Annotated in this window: 18 protein-coding genes; 14 read left to right on the top strand and 4 right to left on the bottom strand. The window is 48.8% G+C overall.

The annotated features are described in order from the left end of the window. Positions 1-454: 454 nt before the first annotated feature. Together ftsY and Q0372_RS04345 are read right to left on the bottom strand one after the other, a co-directional pair. Positions 455-1318: a signal recognition particle-docking protein FtsY gene (gene ftsY, locus Q0372_RS04350; RefSeq protein ID WP_298103030.1), complete on the bottom strand. Its 864-nt coding sequence runs from the start codon at positions 1316-1318 to the stop codon at positions 455-457. After that, positions 1318-1899: a TlpA disulfide reductase family protein gene (locus Q0372_RS04345; RefSeq protein WP_298103019.1), complete on the bottom strand. Its 582-nt coding sequence runs from the start codon at positions 1897-1899 to the stop codon at positions 1318-1320. Before Q0372_RS04345 ends, ftsY begins: the two co-directional genes overlap by 1 nt. An 80-nt stretch (positions 1900-1979) precedes the next feature. Between Q0372_RS04345 and Q0372_RS04340 the strand changes: the two genes are divergently transcribed. The 6 genes from Q0372_RS04340 (at position 1980) to Q0372_RS04315 (ending at position 6731) form a co-directional block, all read left to right on the top strand. Next, entirely contained in the window at positions 1980-2597 is a 618-nt protein-coding gene (locus Q0372_RS04340; protein WP_297883084.1) for a 5-formyltetrahydrofolate cyclo-ligase, read from the top strand. Beyond that, the gene (gene rny, locus Q0372_RS04335) at positions 2530-4083 is read left to right on the top strand and encodes a ribonuclease Y (protein WP_297923524.1); all 1554 of its coding nucleotides are present in this window, start codon (positions 2530-2532) and stop codon (positions 4081-4083) included. Before Q0372_RS04340 ends, rny begins: the two co-directional genes overlap by 68 nt. A gap of 10 nt (positions 4084-4093) precedes the next feature. Beyond that, on the top strand, positions 4094-4675 hold the full coding sequence (locus Q0372_RS04330; protein ID WP_291938039.1) for a lipid-binding SYLF domain-containing protein: 582 nt from the start codon (positions 4094-4096) through the stop codon (positions 4673-4675). 480 nt (positions 4676-5155) lie between these two features. Next, positions 5156-5719 (top strand): DedA family protein, encoded by a 564-nt coding sequence (locus Q0372_RS04325; RefSeq protein WP_297950002.1) that lies wholly within the window; start codon positions 5156-5158, stop codon positions 5717-5719. A gap of 2 nt (positions 5720-5721) precedes the next feature. After that, a complete protein-coding gene (locus Q0372_RS04320; protein ID WP_298103015.1) occupies positions 5722-6453 on the top strand; it encodes a ribonuclease domain-containing protein in 732 nt (243 codons plus the stop codon). Then, positions 6450-6731, top strand: a complete 282-nt coding sequence (locus Q0372_RS04315) for a barstar family protein (protein WP_298103012.1) — start codon at positions 6450-6452, stop codon at positions 6729-6731. The genes Q0372_RS04320 and Q0372_RS04315 overlap by 4 nt, the downstream gene beginning before the upstream one ends. Positions 6732-6843: 112 nt before the next feature. Here the strand turns inward: Q0372_RS04315 and Q0372_RS04310 are convergent, their stop codons facing one another. Further along, positions 6844-7287 (bottom strand): hypothetical protein, encoded by a 444-nt coding sequence (locus tag Q0372_RS04310; protein ID WP_298103008.1) that lies wholly within the window; start codon positions 7285-7287, stop codon positions 6844-6846. A gap of 369 nt (positions 7288-7656) precedes the next feature. After that, on the bottom strand, positions 7657-8034 hold the full coding sequence (locus Q0372_RS04305) for a hypothetical protein (RefSeq protein ID WP_298103005.1): 378 nt from the start codon (positions 8032-8034) through the stop codon (positions 7657-7659). Between the two features lie 137 nt (positions 8035-8171). Here Q0372_RS04305 and gap point away from each other — a divergent pair, with 137 nt between their 5' ends. The 8 genes from gap to galE all read left to right on the top strand — a co-directional run bounded on the left by gap (position 8172) and on the right by galE (position 15994). Next, entirely contained in the window at positions 8172-9176 is a 1005-nt protein-coding gene (gene gap / locus Q0372_RS04300; RefSeq protein WP_298103002.1) for a type I glyceraldehyde-3-phosphate dehydrogenase, read from the top strand. A gap of 1 nt (position 9177) precedes the next feature. After that, positions 9178-10389, top strand: a complete 1212-nt coding sequence (locus tag Q0372_RS04295) for a phosphoglycerate kinase (protein WP_177386771.1) — start codon at positions 9178-9180, stop codon at positions 10387-10389. Beyond that, entirely contained in the window at positions 10386-11099 is a 714-nt protein-coding gene (locus tag Q0372_RS04290) for a triose-phosphate isomerase (protein WP_298102999.1), read from the top strand. The genes Q0372_RS04295 and Q0372_RS04290 overlap by 4 nt, the downstream gene beginning before the upstream one ends. A gap of 292 nt (positions 11100-11391) precedes the next feature. Further along, positions 11392-12219, top strand: a complete 828-nt coding sequence (gene fabI / locus Q0372_RS04285) for an enoyl-ACP reductase FabI (protein ID WP_298102996.1) — start codon at positions 11392-11394, stop codon at positions 12217-12219. Positions 12220-12242: 23 nt separating this feature from the next. Then, the gene (locus Q0372_RS04280) at positions 12243-12485 is read left to right on the top strand and encodes a hypothetical protein (RefSeq protein WP_298102993.1); all 243 of its coding nucleotides are present in this window, start codon (positions 12243-12245) and stop codon (positions 12483-12485) included. Positions 12486-12842: 357 nt separating this feature from the next. Next, positions 12843-14108, top strand: a complete 1266-nt coding sequence (locus tag Q0372_RS04275; protein ID WP_298102990.1) for a 3'-5' exonuclease — start codon at positions 12843-12845, stop codon at positions 14106-14108. Then, on the top strand, positions 14098-14952 hold the full coding sequence (locus Q0372_RS04270) for a DNA ligase (protein WP_298102987.1): 855 nt from the start codon (positions 14098-14100) through the stop codon (positions 14950-14952). Before Q0372_RS04275 ends, Q0372_RS04270 begins: the two co-directional genes overlap by 11 nt. A gap of 52 nt (positions 14953-15004) precedes the next feature. Then, positions 15005-15994 carry a UDP-glucose 4-epimerase GalE gene (gene galE, locus Q0372_RS04265; protein ID WP_298102984.1) on the top strand — a complete coding sequence of 330 codons (990 nt, stop codon included), beginning with the start codon at positions 15005-15007 and terminating at the stop codon, positions 15992-15994. The last annotated feature ends 70 nt before the right edge of the window (positions 15995-16064 follow it).

The following is a 16064-nucleotide window of genomic DNA, read 5'->3' as shown; positions in this document are numbered from 1 at the left end:
GTTGAGGGAAAGGAAATTTTAAAAGGTCTGGACCTCATGATCCGCAAGGGGGAGGATGCGGTCGGCGATTTTCAGGCTGCGGGTGAGGATTTTGCCCGGCAGGCTGCGTTGCCATGCGGTGTCGGCGTGGGGGGCGTTGAAGCGGGTGCGGTAGCGGGCAGAGGATAACCGTGAAATTTAAGCACCTCGAAATCATTGAAGAATTCTTATGAGCGCGCTGCTTTGCTGATGGCAGCGGGATTTTACGTGTTTTGGTGCGAATGGACGCGGGTGAGCGGGTTTTTCATGCAGTGCACGTGAGTAAAAATTTTGTAAAATTCTAAAACGAAAATCGTAAAATTCTAAGTAAAATTTATTCTAAGATAATCGAGCGGCAAAATTTGCCGAGCATTTCGGCGCGTAAAATTTAAGCTTGTTTGGCGAGAATATGTAAATTTACGCAGACACGCAGAGTTTAAGCGTAAATCCCATCCACCAGCGTTTCTACGAACTGATCCGAGTTAAATTCCGCTAAATCCTCCATCCGCTCGCCCACGCCGACGAAAAGTATCGGCAGCTGCAGCTCGCGCGCTATGGCGAAAAGCGCGCCGCCTTTGGGCGTGCCGTCGAGCTTCGTGATGATGATGCCGTCGAGCCTTACGATCTCATTGAACGCCCTAGCTTGCGCGACGCTGTGATTGCCCTGAGTGGCGTCGAGCACGATGATCTTGCGGTGCGGCGCGCCGCTTTTTGCGCGGTCGCAGATGCGCACGATCTTCTCTAGTTCCGCGGCTAAATTTTTCTGATTTTGAAGACGTCCGGCGGTGTCGATCAGGACGCGATCGATGTTTTTGGCACTTGCCGAGCTTACGGTGTCAAACGCCACGGCAGCGGGATCGTGCCCTTGTGCGGTCGCTACGATCGGTAGATTTAGGATCTGCGCCCATTTTTTTAATTGCTCGACCGCGCCCGCGCGAAAGGTGTCGCATGCACCTAAAATCACGCTCTGGCCGCTATTTTTATATAAATTTGCAAGCTTTGCGGTCGTCGTGGTCTTGCCCGCGCCGTTTACGCCGATGATGAGCTCTACGAACGGCTTCTCATCTGCGGCTTTAGCAATCTCGTAATCGAAATAGCTCTTTAAAACGCCCTTGAGATCATCTTTCGCGACCAGTTTTTTTGCGGGTAGTTTTTCTAAAATTTCCTCCACGAGTTCGTAGCCTACGTCGGCTTCAAGCAGCATCTCTTCTAAAATTTCTTTTGAAATTTTATCTTCGCTTTTCGCGCCTCGCATCGCGTCTATGGTCCTGCTAAGCCCTTTTTTAAAAAATTCGAACATCAAAAAAATTTCTCCAATTCGGTCATTAAAATTTCTTCCGGCATCAGCCCGAAATATTGCGCGCTAAACTCGCCCTTTTCGTCGTAGATCGCCATATACGGCACTTCGTTTATGCCGCCTAGCGCCTTTGTAAAAAAGTCCGTCCCTTCGCCGTAAGCGATCGCGTAATTTACTTCGTGTGCGCTTGCGTAATTTTTTGCATCGTCTAAATTTGCATCACCGATCATTACGCCGATTATGTCAAGCTTGCCAGAGTAGGCTTGTTTGGCGGCATTTAGTGCGCTTACCTGCACGGCGCAGGCGTCGCACCACGGCGTAAAAAATGCAAATAGCGTCACGGTGGAGTTATTATCGATTCGAAAACCCTGCTTTGTCTTTTGCATATTTAAAATTTTGCCGTTACTTAGCTGAAGTGTAAAAGGAGCGGTATAATCGACCTGGATCACGGCTTCGGTTTCGGACTGCGGCTGCGTGGCGTTGGCCTCGGTCGGGGTATCGCTTGATTTTTTATCCTCATCATCGCCGCAACCCGCAAGAAACAAAACAGCCGTAAAAAGCGCTAGAAAAAAACGAAATTTCATAATAAACCTTAAAATTTAATCGCAAGATTATACAAAAACTAGCTAAAATAAGCGTTAAAATTTTATAAAAGGCTTAAGCTATGCAAAAGAATGAATTTAGAGCAATTTGCAAATCGCGTCTAAAATCTCACGCCGCGCGCGCGGCTAGATGCGAGCATTACGCACTTTTATGGCGGCTGGAGCGGCTGATAAAATTTTTAAAAGCGCGTAAAATTTTGATATTTTTGCCGATGAGCTACGAGCCGAACGTTTTGATTTTAAGAAAAAAGCTATCAAAAAGCTGCGAATTTTACGTTCCGTTTATGGTGGATATTAGCTTAAAAATGGTAAGATTGCGCCAGCCTTTTAAAATTTCGCGCTTTGGGTTGCGACAGACGCTTCCGCAAAACGGGTATTTTAAAAAGGTCGATCTAGCCGTGGTTCCAGCTATCGGAGTGGATGGCGCAATGGCTAGAATAGGACATGGGAAAGGATTTTACGATATGTTTTTTTCAGGTCTGAAGCTTAAGCCCGCAATCGCGTTCGTGAGTATAAAAGACTGCTTTTGCAGCGAAATTTTATCGCTTGATCACGACGTAAAGGGCGATTTTTACATAACTCCGAGCCAAAATTACCTAAAAAGAGGAAAGTATGATAGAGATTTTAATCGCCTTGTGCGCTCTTGCGGTGGGCGCTGGCATAGGATACTTAGTAGCTAGAAAGATCAATAACGCCAATTACGATTTCTTCGTCGAACAAGCCAAAGCTAAAGCTAAAGCTATAGAATTTGAAGCCGAGGGCATCTTGCGAAATTCTAAAATTTCGGTGCAGGAAGCTGAGTTTGAAGCGAAGAAAAAATACGAAGATAAAGCAAGCAAACTACAGAAGGAATTTAACGTTAAATTTGACGAGCTCGGCAAAAAGGAGCACGCGCTTCTAACCGAGCAAGAGATTTTAAAAGACAGCAAAAAAGAGCTCGAAAGTGCCAAAAAAGAGGCGAAATTCCTCTACGAAGAGGGTTCAAATTTAAAGAAAAGCTATGAAGAGAAGCTAGCCGAAGCGCTTAAAGTTTTGGAGCGCGTGGCGGGTTTTACGCAGGATGAAGCGCGGGCGCAGGTGCTTAAGAAGGTTGAGGAGCAAAGCCGCACCGACATCGCTCACATCGTGCGAAAATATGAAGAGGAAGCCAAAAAAGAGGCGCGAAAAAAGGCGAATTATATTTTGGCACAGGCTACGTCGCGCTTTGCGGGCGAATTTGCGGCAGAGCGACTTATCAACGTCGTAAATATCAAAAATGACGAGCTTAAAGGCCGCATCATCGGCAAAGAGGGGCGCAATATAAAGGCGCTTGAGATGACTCTTGGCGTGGACGTCATCATCGACGATACCCCGAATGCGATCATCGTAAGCTCGCACAATCTATACCGTCGCGCCATCGCCGTTCGCGTTATCGAAACGCTTATTGAGGACGGCAGAATTCAGCCTGCGCGCATCGAGGATATCTACAAAAAAGTGAGCGATGAATTTGAAGCTAGTATCGCCGAAGAGGGCGAAAATATCGTAATGGATCTAGGTCTTAGCAAAATTCATCCCGAAATTTTAAAACTTATCGGCAAGCTTAAATTTCGCGCCAGCTACGGTCAAAACGCCCTTGCGCACAGCCTTGAGGTGGCACATCTTGCGGGTATCATCGCCGCAGAAACGGGCGGAGATCAAAAGCTAGCCAAGCGAGCAGGCCTACTTCACGACATCGGCAAGGCGCTAACTCACGAGTACGAGGGCTCGCACGTGGATCTGGGTGCCGAAGTTTGCCGCCGCTATAAAGAGCATCCGGTAGTTATAAACGCGATCTACGCCCACCACGGCCACGAGGAGGCCACCAGCGTAGAAAGCGCCGCAGTCTGTGCCGCAGACGCCCTAAGTGCCGCGCGCCCGGGCGCCAGACGAGAGGTGCTAGAAAGCTATCTAAAGCGCGTTAGCGACATCGAAGCGATCGCGATGAGTAAAACGGGCGTTAAACAAGCCTATGCGATCAACGCAGGTCGCGAGATCCGCGTCATCGCAAACGCCAAGCTTATGAACGACGACGAGGCGGTTTTGGTGGCTAAAGAGATCGCTTCGGATATCCAAGATAAGGTTCAATTCCCAGGTGAGATTAAGGTCAATGTCATACGCGAGCTACGCGCGGTCGAGATAGCCAAATAAGGAGTATGAAATGAAAAAATTTATAATCGCTTTATTTTTGCTTTTTAGCGCGGCATTTGCCGAGGATGAGCTCATCATTGATAGCGCGAGCGCTTATTCGTCGGTGATGCGCACGAATGCGCAATACAAATACCTAGCGCAGCAAGCCCGCGCGATAGTGATATTTCCGAGCGTCAAGAAGTTGGGCTTCATCATAGGCGGAATGTATGGCGAGGGGATCATTATCTATAATAACGACGGCGCGCATAGCGTAAGCGGCGCTGAGATCAGCAGCGCCAGCGTAGGACTTCAGATAGGCTATGAGGATAATTATCTAGTTATTTTCGTAATGCATGACGATGTAATCCAAAAAATGCGAAATTCCCAAATCACGCTTTCGGGCGATGCGACGGCAGTTGCAGGTAACTACAGCGCCGATTCTGGCTCTTTAGATGTGCTAAATCAAGATATGTACGTCTTTACGAACAAGGGCGGATTATTCGCTGGTGTGAGCCTGGGCGGCTCGGTGCTGGAGACCAAAAATGACCGCGCTTTTGATCCAAATACTGAGGGCTATGCGCTTTTGATGCGAGTAATCGGCGCAGATGAGTAAAATTTAGCTAAAGACGCTAAGGCGCATAGCTTAGCAAAAAATTTTGCTTTATGGGCGTTTTATTAGCGGCTTGGAATTTTGCTCGCGTAATTTCCGCATAATAATGGACTTAGGCGCGTAATTTTATTGCAATTCGCGGGGTGGGAGGCATTTGAGGATATCGCGTAGATCCTGTGTAATTCAAAAGTTACCTTGAATTCTAAAGAAGTCAAAATTTTGTCGTTAAATTTAGAATTGCAAAATTTTACCACTAAATTTTGCGGAGATTTTGCTTGATGTCTAGAAATTTTATTTTAAAATTTCGCTTAATATTTTGCGGTGAAATTTTGTATTTTGCTACAGCTGCGCGGAATTTTAAATTTAATGTCGCAGCAAAATCAAGTGGCGTCGTGGGACGTTGGAGTGAAGTTTTCGCGCCGAATTTTAAAGCTGCTTTAGTCAAAATTTATAGAATTTTATACGATCTAATGAAAGGATTCGATGGAATCGATGTTTGCAAACCTCCATACGTGGGGGTATTTGATACTGTTTTTGTATTCGCTGGGCGGAGGATTTTTGGCGCTTGCGGCAGCGGGCGTGCTAAGCTCGGCCGGCGAGCTCAATATCGTTTTATGCATCGTAATCGCCTGCATATCGAACTTCATAGGCGATTCGGGGCTGTTTTTAGTAAGCCGCTATAATAAAAAAGAGATCATGCCATATCTGCGCAAACAGCGCCGCAACCTTGCTCTGGCGCAGATTTTATTTCGTAAATACGGCGACCGCATCATTTTGATTAAAAAATTTATCTACGGTCTCAAAACCCTCGTGCCGATCGCGATCGGCATCACAAAATATTCGTTTTTAAAATTTAGCGTCATCAATGCCGTAAGCTCGCTCATTTGGGCGCTTGTGGTGGGGCTACTGAGCTACTACGCGGGCGATTTCGTGCGCGGGCTTTACGAGCGGATAAAAGAAGCTCCGTGGATCGCGCCGCTAATTTTGGCCGCGATCGCCGCGATAATCGTCGCGTATTTTCGCTTCGCCACGCGTAAAAGAGGTTAGCGGTGGCAAAAAAGCTGATCCCGCTCGCAATTTTCACAGCGCTTCTTTTGGCGCTAAATTTTATCTCCAATTCGCGCGGCTCCGCGGCTAAAGATGAGAGCGTTTTTACTTCCAAAACCCTGGATGCCGCCTCTCGTAAAAGCGGCGCGCAAGATATCAAAAGCAGCACCGATCGTAAAATTTCAAGCTCGCAAAATCCTGCAAGCGGCGCCGACGCAAAAGATGAGCGCGGCGCAAGAAGCGCAGACGGCGGAGCAGATCTAGGAGATTTAAAATCTCATCCGCAAGTAAACGAGCACGCTGCGGTAAATTCTAAAGATGAGGCGGATATCCACAGGCGGCGCAGCGCAGATTACGAAGCTTCAAACTCGCAAAATCCCGCCGCAAACTCTAAAAATCAGCCCTCAGACGAGCCCTGCATAAGCAGGGAGTGCGTGAGCGCCCATATCCGCCGCACGGGCACTTTGCCGCAAAATTTTATCACGAAAAAGCAGGCGGGCGAGCTTGGCTGGCAGGGCGGCGATCTGTGGCGATACGCGCGCGGCAAGAGCATCGGCGGCGATCGCTTCGGTAATTTTGAGCGCAGACTGCCTGATAAAAAGAGGCGGATCTGGCGCGAATGCGACATCGAGTATCGCGGCGGTCCGCGCGGCGCAAAGCGGCTGATATTTTCAAACGACGGGCTGATCTTTTACACCGCCGATCATTATGAAAGCTTTGAGCGCGTGCAATGAGTTTAAATTTTAAAACGTGCCGCGGCGCAAAGATCATCATCGACGGCGCAAAGATCAGACGCAAAGATCAAATTTTCGCGCTGTTTGCCGCAGCGCTAAATTTCAAGCCCGAATACGTCGCGAATTTAGATGCGCTCTACGACGCGCTTGGCGAGCGAGGCGGACAGGTTTTCGTCGTCATCAAAAGGGGCGGAGTTTTAAAGCTAAGACTGGGTAAATTTTATGATATTTTGCTGGATGTTTTGCGCAGCGGCGAGGCGAAAATTTTAATCTTATGAGCTTGCGAGGCAGCCATTCCGCTTTAAAGCTAAATTTTGCCGAGGAAAAGGTAAGTTTGTTTCGGCGCAGTTTCGAGCGTGCCGTTAAAATTTCCTAAATTAGATCTAAATTTTAGAGCTTATTAAAAGAGGCGATTTTAGAAATTTCGCTCACAAAGCTCACGCGGTCAAATTTAAACTCAAGTCCATACCGCCAATTTTTGCGGCGCGGGTTTGTAAAGTCGTATAGCTTAACCGTCTCTGTTTCAAATTTAATCTTAAGCGCGAGATACCAGCAGCTCCAGATCCCGCACGGACAGCCCAGTAGTACGACGTCCCGCTCATCTTGCGCCAAATCAGCCTCAAGCGCTGCACGTAAAAATAGTTCCTCAAAATCGATCAAGCTTAAGTAGGCGTAGCCTCCTGCGATGCTAGCTTGCCCCTCTTTCGCCGCAAAGCCTTGCTCGCGCCGCTTAATCAGCTCAAGCAGAGGCTCGCCGTTTATCGTAACGACGACTTCGGTAAGGCCCTCGCCGTTCATCTCGTAATCGTTTAGGTAAAATTTAATGCTATCCATGCGGCAATCTCGCTAAATGATCTATTTTGCGCCGTATTTGCACCGGCATGCTAAAATTTCCGCGCAGTTTAGCAAAATCCTAGTAAAATTCGGTTGAAATCCAAAATCGTCGCCAAAGCACAAAGTAAATGGAGATTTTGTAAAATTTGGGATGCTGGGCTTGCGGAGCTTGCTTTTGGTGTGCGCAAGCTCAAATTTACAAAAAAAGCTAAATTTGCGTAGATGAAAGAAGCAAAAATAAAAGGTTAAATTTTAGCGCAGATCAAAGAGGTCGAAACGAGGGTTAAATTTCGCTATGGATAAAGAAGCAGAAACGAGGGGTTAAATTTAATTCGCTTTTGCGGGCGCTTAAATTTAACCCCGCCGCGGCTACATCATTTCGCCGCTTTTGTGCTCGTGCTCGGTGTAGGTTACCGGAATATCCTTCTTGCCTTTTCCCGGTGTATACACTCCCTCTCCGCGTTTGAAAAGAAGCTCGATACCTTCGTCGTTCGTAAGCATTATGCCGCTTGCGGAAGCCGCGCGTTTGAGATTATGCTTTTTGCCTTTTTCGTCGGTTAACACGCCCGTTGCGAACATATCGTTCGAGCTAAGGCTGATGCGCTTATCTCCGGTATCTCCGAGTAGAAATACGATCGTGTGCGCTACAGACTCTTGTTTTTGCTGTGGAGCCGTATCGGCCTTAGGTTGGTTGCATCCGCTTAAAAGCGCGATTGCCGCTAATGACGAGAATACAATTCGTCTCATTTTTTCTCCTTTAAAAAAAGTTCGCGAATTATATAGCCAAAAAGTAAATCCTAGATTTCGCGACTTTTTATTTAATCAAAGATTAACCCAAATTTAGTAAAATTCCAGCTGAAAACATCCCAAATAAGGAGAACATTATGGCAGTAAAAATCGCAATTAACGGCTTTGGAAGGATCGGTAGGTGCGCGGCTAGAATTGCGCTAAGCAGGGACGATGTGGAGCTTGTGGCGATCAACGATACCGCTAAGCGCGAGCTTACGAGATACCTGCTTCAATACGACACCGTTCACGGCGAGTTTCGTAAAAAAGTAGAAATTCTAAGCGACGAATGCATAGCCGTAGACGACAAAAAAATCCGCGTCTATTCCACCAGAGAGCCTGCGGAGCTTGATTTTGCGGGCGATGGTGCAGAAGCTGTGCTTGAATGTACTGGTGCGTTTTTAACGAGCGAAAAATGCAAGCCGTTCATAGATAACGGTATCGGCGTAGTCGTAATGAGCGCACCTGCCAAGGATGATACGCCTACTTTCGTAATCGGCGTTAATGAGGGCGCTTATGCAGGACAGCGCGTCATCTCAAACGCTAGCTGCACTACTAACGGCCTAGCTCCGATTGCAAAAATTCTAGACGACGAGCTTGGTATCGAAAAGGGTCTTATGACGTCGATTCATGCCTATACGCACGGACAGAGCCTAGTCGATGTAAAAGCTAAGGACTTTCGCCGTTCACGCGCTGCTGCTCTTAATATCGCTCCGACTACGACGGGCGCGGCAAAAGCGATTAGTAAGGTACTTCCGCAGCTAAGCGGTAAGATGCACGGAAAATCTGTACGCGTGCCGGTGGCTAACGTTTCGATGGTTGATCTAACGGTGCTAACGCGCAAGCAGACGAGTGCCGAGGAGCTAAATGAAATTTTCCGCCGCTATGCTGCTAAAGAGATGAAAGGAATTTTGCTCGTAGACGACGATAACCGTGTCAGCAGCGATTTTTGTACTTCAGAATACTCCAGCATCGTAGCTAGCGACTGCACGCAGGTAATTGACGGCAATCTAATAAAAGTGATGAGCTGGTATGACAACGAGTGGGGATATAGTGAGCGCCTTATCGATTTAGCCCTATATGCGGCAAAAAGAAGGAAATAAGATGGGCGAAATTCTTTCGATTAAAGATTTGAAATTTAAAGACGGCGCGCGCGTTTTTATCAGGTGCGATTTTAACGTGCCGATGGATGAGTTTTGCAATATTACGGACGATCGTCGCATCCGTTCGTCTATCCCTACGATTAAATATTGCTTAGACGAGGGCTGCGCGGTAATTTTAGCCAGCCACTTAGGACGCCCGAAAAACGGATACGAAGAAAGACTTAGCCTAAAGCCTGTGGTAAAGAGGCTATCTAGGCTTTTGGAGCGCGAGATAAAATTTGTCTCTGATGTCGCGGGCGAGGAAGCTGGAGCTGCGGTAAATTCGCTTAAAAAGGGCGAAGTGCTTCTACTAGATAATCTGCGCTTCGAAAAGGGCGAGAGCAAAAATGACGAAGCACTAGCTAAGAGGCTTGCGAGCTACGCGGAATTTTATATCAACGACGCTTTTGGCGTATGCCACCGCGCGCATGCTTCGGTAGAAGCGATTACGAAATTCTACGATGAGGCACACAAAGCGGCGGGATTTTTGCTGCTAAAAGAGATAAAATTCGCCAAAGACCTTATTAAAGATCCTGCGCGTCCTTTCGTAGCCGTAACGGGCGGCAGCAAAGTAAGCGGCAAGCTTCAGGCACTTAAAAATTTACTTCCTAAAGTCGATAAGCTCATCATCGGCGGCGGCATGGCGTTTACGTTTTTAAAAGCCGTCGGATATGACATCGGCAAATCTTTGCTCGAAGAGGATCTAATCGAGGAAGCAAAAAATATTCTCCGCAATGCTCGCGAGCTTGGGGTTAAAATTTATATCCCCGTCGATGCCGTCGCAGCTCCGCAATGCTCGCAAGATGCCGTTACAAAAAAGGTTACCGTCCAAGAAATTCCAAGCGATTGGATGGGACTAGATATCGGACCTGCAACTGTAGCGCTTTTTAAAGAAGCCCTAGACGATGCGCAAACGATCTGGTGGAACGGACCGATGGGAGTTTTTGAGATCGATAAATTCGCTCGCGGCAGCCTGCATATATCGCACGCGATCGCAGATAGCGACGCCACGACCGTAGTGGGCGGCGGCGATACTGCAGATGTCGTCGAACGCGCGGGCAACGCCGATGATATGACTTTTATTTCTACCGGAGGCGGCGCGAGCTTAGAACTCATCGAGGGCAAGGAGCTGCCGGGCGTGCGAGTGCTTACTGCTAAAACGGAGCTGCGATGATACTAGCGGCGAATCTTAAATGTAACCATACTCGCGCTAGTTTTGAGCGGTACGCTAAAGCTTTAGATGAAGGCTTAGCGGGCGGAATTTCGCGCGAGAATGAAATTTTGGTTTTTCCTCCCGCTAGCGCATTTTGCGCGAAAGTGAAAAATTTTACTCAAGGCGCGCAAAATTTCTATCCTGCCGCGCACGGCAGCTTTACGGGCGAGATCGGCGGCGATATGCTTGCGGAATTTGACATCAAAACCGTTCTTATCGGTCACAGCGAGCGGCGCGCCATTTTGGGCGAGAGCGCGGAGCTGATAAGAGAGAAATTCAGTTTTGCCGTAGCGCAGGGCTGGCGCATCGTCTTTTGCGTCGGCGAGGACGAGGCGGCATTCGCGCAAGATCGCAGCGAGGATTTCGTAGCGGCGCAGCTTGAGGGTATCGATCTGAAATACCGAAATTTAGTACTAGCCTACGAGCCTGTCTGGGCGATCGGCACGGGCAGAAGCGCGCAGTGCGAGCAGATCGAAAGAATGCTAAATTTCTTGCGTGCTAAAAGCCCCGCGCCGCTACTTTACGGCGGCAGCGTGAATGCTGAAAATATCGCAAAAATTTGCGCGATAAGAGGTTGCGACGGGGTGCTAGTGGGGACGGCGAGCTGGGACGCATCGAAGTTTTTGGAGCTTATACGCGTCGTCTCGCATCGCTATACTTCGTTGCCTTAAAATTTTGCTCGGTCATTACCTAATAGGGTAACTCCCGTCGCAAAATTTTAAGTCGCCTAGTCTAGCTTTGCGATACTGCCGCTATCGAATTGCGTTTAAAATTTGGCGTTTCGCGAGATTTTGAGAATTTTAATTTGTAGAATTTTAAGTCAAATTGCGCAGGATTTTAAGATGGATTTGAATGTTGTTGCAGATTTTGCGACCAAGACTAGGCATGTAGCCTGTCGCAGGGAGCAAAATCAAAACTCATTCAAAGACGCTTAAAAGCCAAGCAAATTTTAAAGGAGAAATAATGATTTTAGAAGGAAAAAAGGGCCTCATCGTCGGCGTCGCTAACGCCAAATCCATCGCTTACGGCATCGCCGAAGCTTGTCACGAGCAGGGTGCGCAAATGGCGTTTACCTACCTAAACGACGCGCTAAAAAAACGCGTAGAACCGATCGCGGAGGAGTTTGGGAGCAAATTCGTCTATGAGCTCGACGTAAACAATCCTGCTCACCTTGACGGTCTTGCGGATCGTATCAAAGCAGACCTAGGCGAGATAGATTTCGTCGTGCATGCGGTAGCTTATGCGCCAAAAGAAGCGTTAGAGGGCGAGTTCGTAAACACGACCAAGGAGGCCTTTGATATCGCGATGGGCACGAGCGTGTATTCGCTACTAAGCCTCACGCGCGCGGTGCTGCCGGTGCTAAAAGAGGGCGGCTCGGTGCTCACGCTCACATATCTTGGCGGACCAAAATTCGTGCCTCACTACAACGTCATGGGCGTCGCAAAAGCGGCTCTTGAAAGCTCAGTGCGCTACCTCGCTCACGATCTTGGCGCGCGCGGTATCCGCGTAAACGCTATCAGCGCGGGCCCGATCAAGACGCTTGCCGCAAGCGGAATAGGCGACTTTAGGATGATTTTACGCTACAACGAGATCAACGCGCCGCTCAAACGCAATGTCACGACTCAAGACGTCGGCAACAGCGCGATGTACCTGCTCAGCGATCTAGCTAGCGGCGTGACAGGCGAGGTGCATTACGTCGACTGCGGCTACAACATCATGGGCATGGGCGACGTGGCGACCGACGCCGAGGGCAAGACGATCTTTGCGTGGGATGCGGCCAAGACCGAGTAAAACGACACGTAAAAAGGCAAAATTTGACGCGCGCAGTTTTTTACGACGATAGTCATAGACGGATAGCAGAGGGCAGCGTAGAGGGCATCGCAGCCGTTTTGCGAAGTGATAACGAGGCCGAAAAGGCCTCGCTTTTGTTGTGTTTAGATTACTACCTTGATCCCTACTACGGCTGCACGCTGGCGCATGAGAGCGAAATTTTCGCCCTTTTGCAGGAGCCGCTTCTGAGCGAGCGCTCGCAAGCCATCAGAGACGATATTTTGTAGCTTCTGGGCGATTACTGTGGCGATTTTAGCGTGCTGCGAAGCAGGATTTGCGAGGCGTCCGGCGAGCTTTTGCCGGGTATCAAGCGCTTGATCGAAAGATAAATTTAACGACCGGCGCGCTTTTGCGCGCGGCAATTGCGTCGCGGCGAGCGGTAGCGAAATTTGCCGCGCCTCCGCATACGCTCCTTTTTGCTGCGAAAATGCGGCAGCATAAAATTTTAAGATTGGAAGCGGCGATGAAAACTTTGGATGAGCGAGGAGATCGATTAGGCGCGTACATAAAAACGGCATGGAGATAGAGGATTGTTTCAGAGCCGTTTTTGAAAAAAGCGGTAAAATCCGCCAGGAAGGAGCTTAATGAAAAAGGATTATATCTGCGTATTCGACTGCGAGACGATCCCCGACGTAGCGGCGCTGGTGCGGGTGCTGGATGAGGACGCGATCGCGGGCTGCTTCGAGCCTTTCGATAAAAAAAGCTTCGCAAAGCTTCTTGATACGCGGGTCTCGCAAAAGATCGGCGGCGAGAAGCAAAGCGCGTCTTTAAATTTTGCTGTAAATTCGGCAGAGCAGAATTCTAAAATTGAAAATTCCGAGCAAAATTCTGCGCCTCAAAGCTTTACGCAGCAAGACGCTGCGCTTCAAAGCTCCGCCAGTGAAAATTCCGCTGAAAATCCCGCGCAGGGAAATTTTACGAGCGAAAATTTTATTCTACAAAATACGGCGCTCAAAAATTCCGCGTCGCTAAATTTAACCTACGATGATACCGCGCCTCAAAGCTCTGCGTCCCAAAGCTCAAAGAGCGAAAATCACGCTTCAAATTCCGCGCAAGATCCCGCGCTAAATTTTAAAATTTACGGCGAGCAACCAATCTTTAATGCAGATAAAAGCAAAATTTTAAACCACAAATTGCTCTCGCTTAGGGCGATGGAGATTTTCAAAGAAAAAACCGGCAGCGAGTTCCTACCCGTCTGCTTCCACCGCGTCGTTAGCATTAGCGCCGTGATGGCGGACGGATTCGGCAGATTTTTGCGCGTCTCGACGCTTGATGGCGAGAGCGAGCGCGATAAAATCGCAAAATTTCTAGCCTTTATCGAGGATTTTAATCCGCGGCTCGTGAGCTTCAACGGGCGCGGGTTCGATCTGCCGATGATTATGGCGCGCGCGATGTGCTATGATCTAAGCGCCGCAGCGTATTTTGAGACGAACGATCGCGATAACAACAAGAGCAAATGGGAGAACTACCGCAGCCGTTACGACGGGCGGTTCCATCTGGATCTGCTCGATCACATCAGCGATTTTGGCGCCGTTCGCGGGCTCAAGCTCGATCATATCTGCGCTAGCGTGGGCTTGCCGGGCAAATACGACGTGCACGGCGATCAGGTCTTGCAGCTGTATTACGGCGGCGAGCAGGCCAAGATCGACGAGTACTGCAGATCCGACGTACTCAACACCTACTGGCTGTTTTTGAAATACGAGCTTTTGCGCGGCAAGATCACCAAGGACGATTATTTGAATTATATCGCGGTGATGGGAGAATTTTTGCAAAAAGAGTGCGCGTGCATGAGCTACACGCCCGTTTTTTGCGAATTTATAGAAAAGGAACTGGCGGCATATGCGAAGTGAAATTTTTAAAATTTTAAAAGGCGCGGTTTTGGGTGCGCTATTTTTGGCCTGCGGCGCGGTTGCGGATGAGGCTAAATTTAAACCGATGCTGCTTAAAGAATACGTCCCTGGCATGAATATCACGGGCTGGGTGATTAGCGAGAAGCTAGACGGCGTGCGCGCGATCTGGGACGGCAAAAATCTGCGCTCCAGGCGCGGCAAGATCATAAACGCTCCCGAGGGCTGGAGCGCGGGCTTTCCGCCGTTTTTCGTCGACGGCGAGCTATACACGGCGCGCGGAGAGTTTGAACAGCTCGTCTCGATAGTATCTTCTAGCGTGCCCGATGAGCGGTGGAGCAGGGTAAAATTTTACGCATTTGACCTGCCGAAGGAGCAGAAAAACCTAAGCGCGAAGATGGAAATTTTAAGAAATTTTATCGCCTCAAGCGGTGCGCAAAATTTACTCATCGTGCAGCAAACTCCGGTAAGTACGCACGCCGACGTGCAGGCGTATTTCGATCGCGTCATCGCAGCAGGCGGCGAGGGGGTCGTGCTGCGCGATCCAAACGCGCTTTATGAGAGCGGGCGCAGCGATAAAATTTTAAAATACAAAAAGACGCACGATAGCGATTGCAAGGTCGTAAAAATCAACCCCGGCTACGGCAAAAACGAGGGCAAGATGGGCTCGCTTAGCTGCGTGGATCTACGTAGCGGGGCGAAATTTAAAGTAGGCACGGGCTTTAGCGACGAGATGCGGGAAAATCCGCCTAAGGTGGGCACGATCATCACCTATCAATACCAAAACCTAACCCGCGAGAAAAAGCCGCGCTTCCCCGTATTTTTGCGCGTGCGACCGGCGATTTAATTTAAGGGGCTATAATCGCGTATTTTGATAAATTTGATCCGAAGGAGAATAGATGAAAATTTTAATCACAGGCGGCGCTGGATACATCGGCAGCCATGTCGCAAAGGCGCTTTTAGAGGCAAACCGCCACGACGTCGTCATACTGGATAATCTTTGCAAAGGCTCGATGCGAGCGATCGAGGCGCTTCGCGACGTGGGCGAGTTTGAGTTCGTGCAGGAAAGCCTAGAAAACATCCCTGCAATCGAGGAGCTTTTTAAGCGCGAAAAGTTTGACGCGATCATTCACTTTGCGGCGTTTATCGAGGTTTTTGAAAGCACGCAAAATCCGCTAAAATACTATCTAAACAACACCGCAAACGCGATGAATTTGATCGCGCTTGCGAACAAATACGGCGTGAAAGACTTTATCTTTAGCTCCACTGCGGCGACCTACGGCGAGCCCGACATCCCGCAAGTAAGCGAGGAAACTCCGCAAAATCCGATCAATCCGTACGGCAGAAGCAAACTGATGGTCGAGTGGGTGCTAAAAGACGCGGCGGCGGCAAATCCGAATTTTAAATATGGAATTTTGCGCTACTTCAACGTCGCAGGTGCGGCTAGCGACGGCACGATCGGGCAAAACTACCCGAACGCGACGCATCTTATCAAGGTTGCAACCCAAACTATTGTCGGTAAGCGCGATAAGATGAGCATTTTTGGCGATAATTACGACACCAAGGACGGTACCTGCATACGCGACTACATCCACGTAGAGGACCTCGCAAGCGCGCATCTGGCGGTGCTTGATTATCTGCAAAGTAACGATAGCGCGGTCTTTAACGTAGGCTACGGCACGGGCTTTAGCGTAAAAGAGGTCGTCAATGAAGCCAAAAAAGTAAGCGGCGTGGATTTTAAAGTGCAGATCGCTCCGCGCAGAGCGGGCGATCCTGCCTGCCTCATCTCAAATGCGGATAAAATTCGCACCAAAACCTCTTGGCAGCCTGAGCACGAGAGCCTGGATGAGATCATCCTAAGCGCGCTTAATTGGGAAAAGAAGCTTTAGGTTCTAGCGTGAAAGTGCGATTTGAAATTTTAAAATTTTACTCCGCCGCGTTTAATAGCGGCGAGCAAAA

Source organism: uncultured Campylobacter sp., assembly GCF_937997405.1.
Lineage (GTDB): Bacteria > Campylobacterota > Campylobacteria > Campylobacterales > Campylobacteraceae > Campylobacter_B.
Note: the sequence above shows the minus strand (reverse complement) of the source record. Positions and strands in the feature narration are given on the sequence as shown.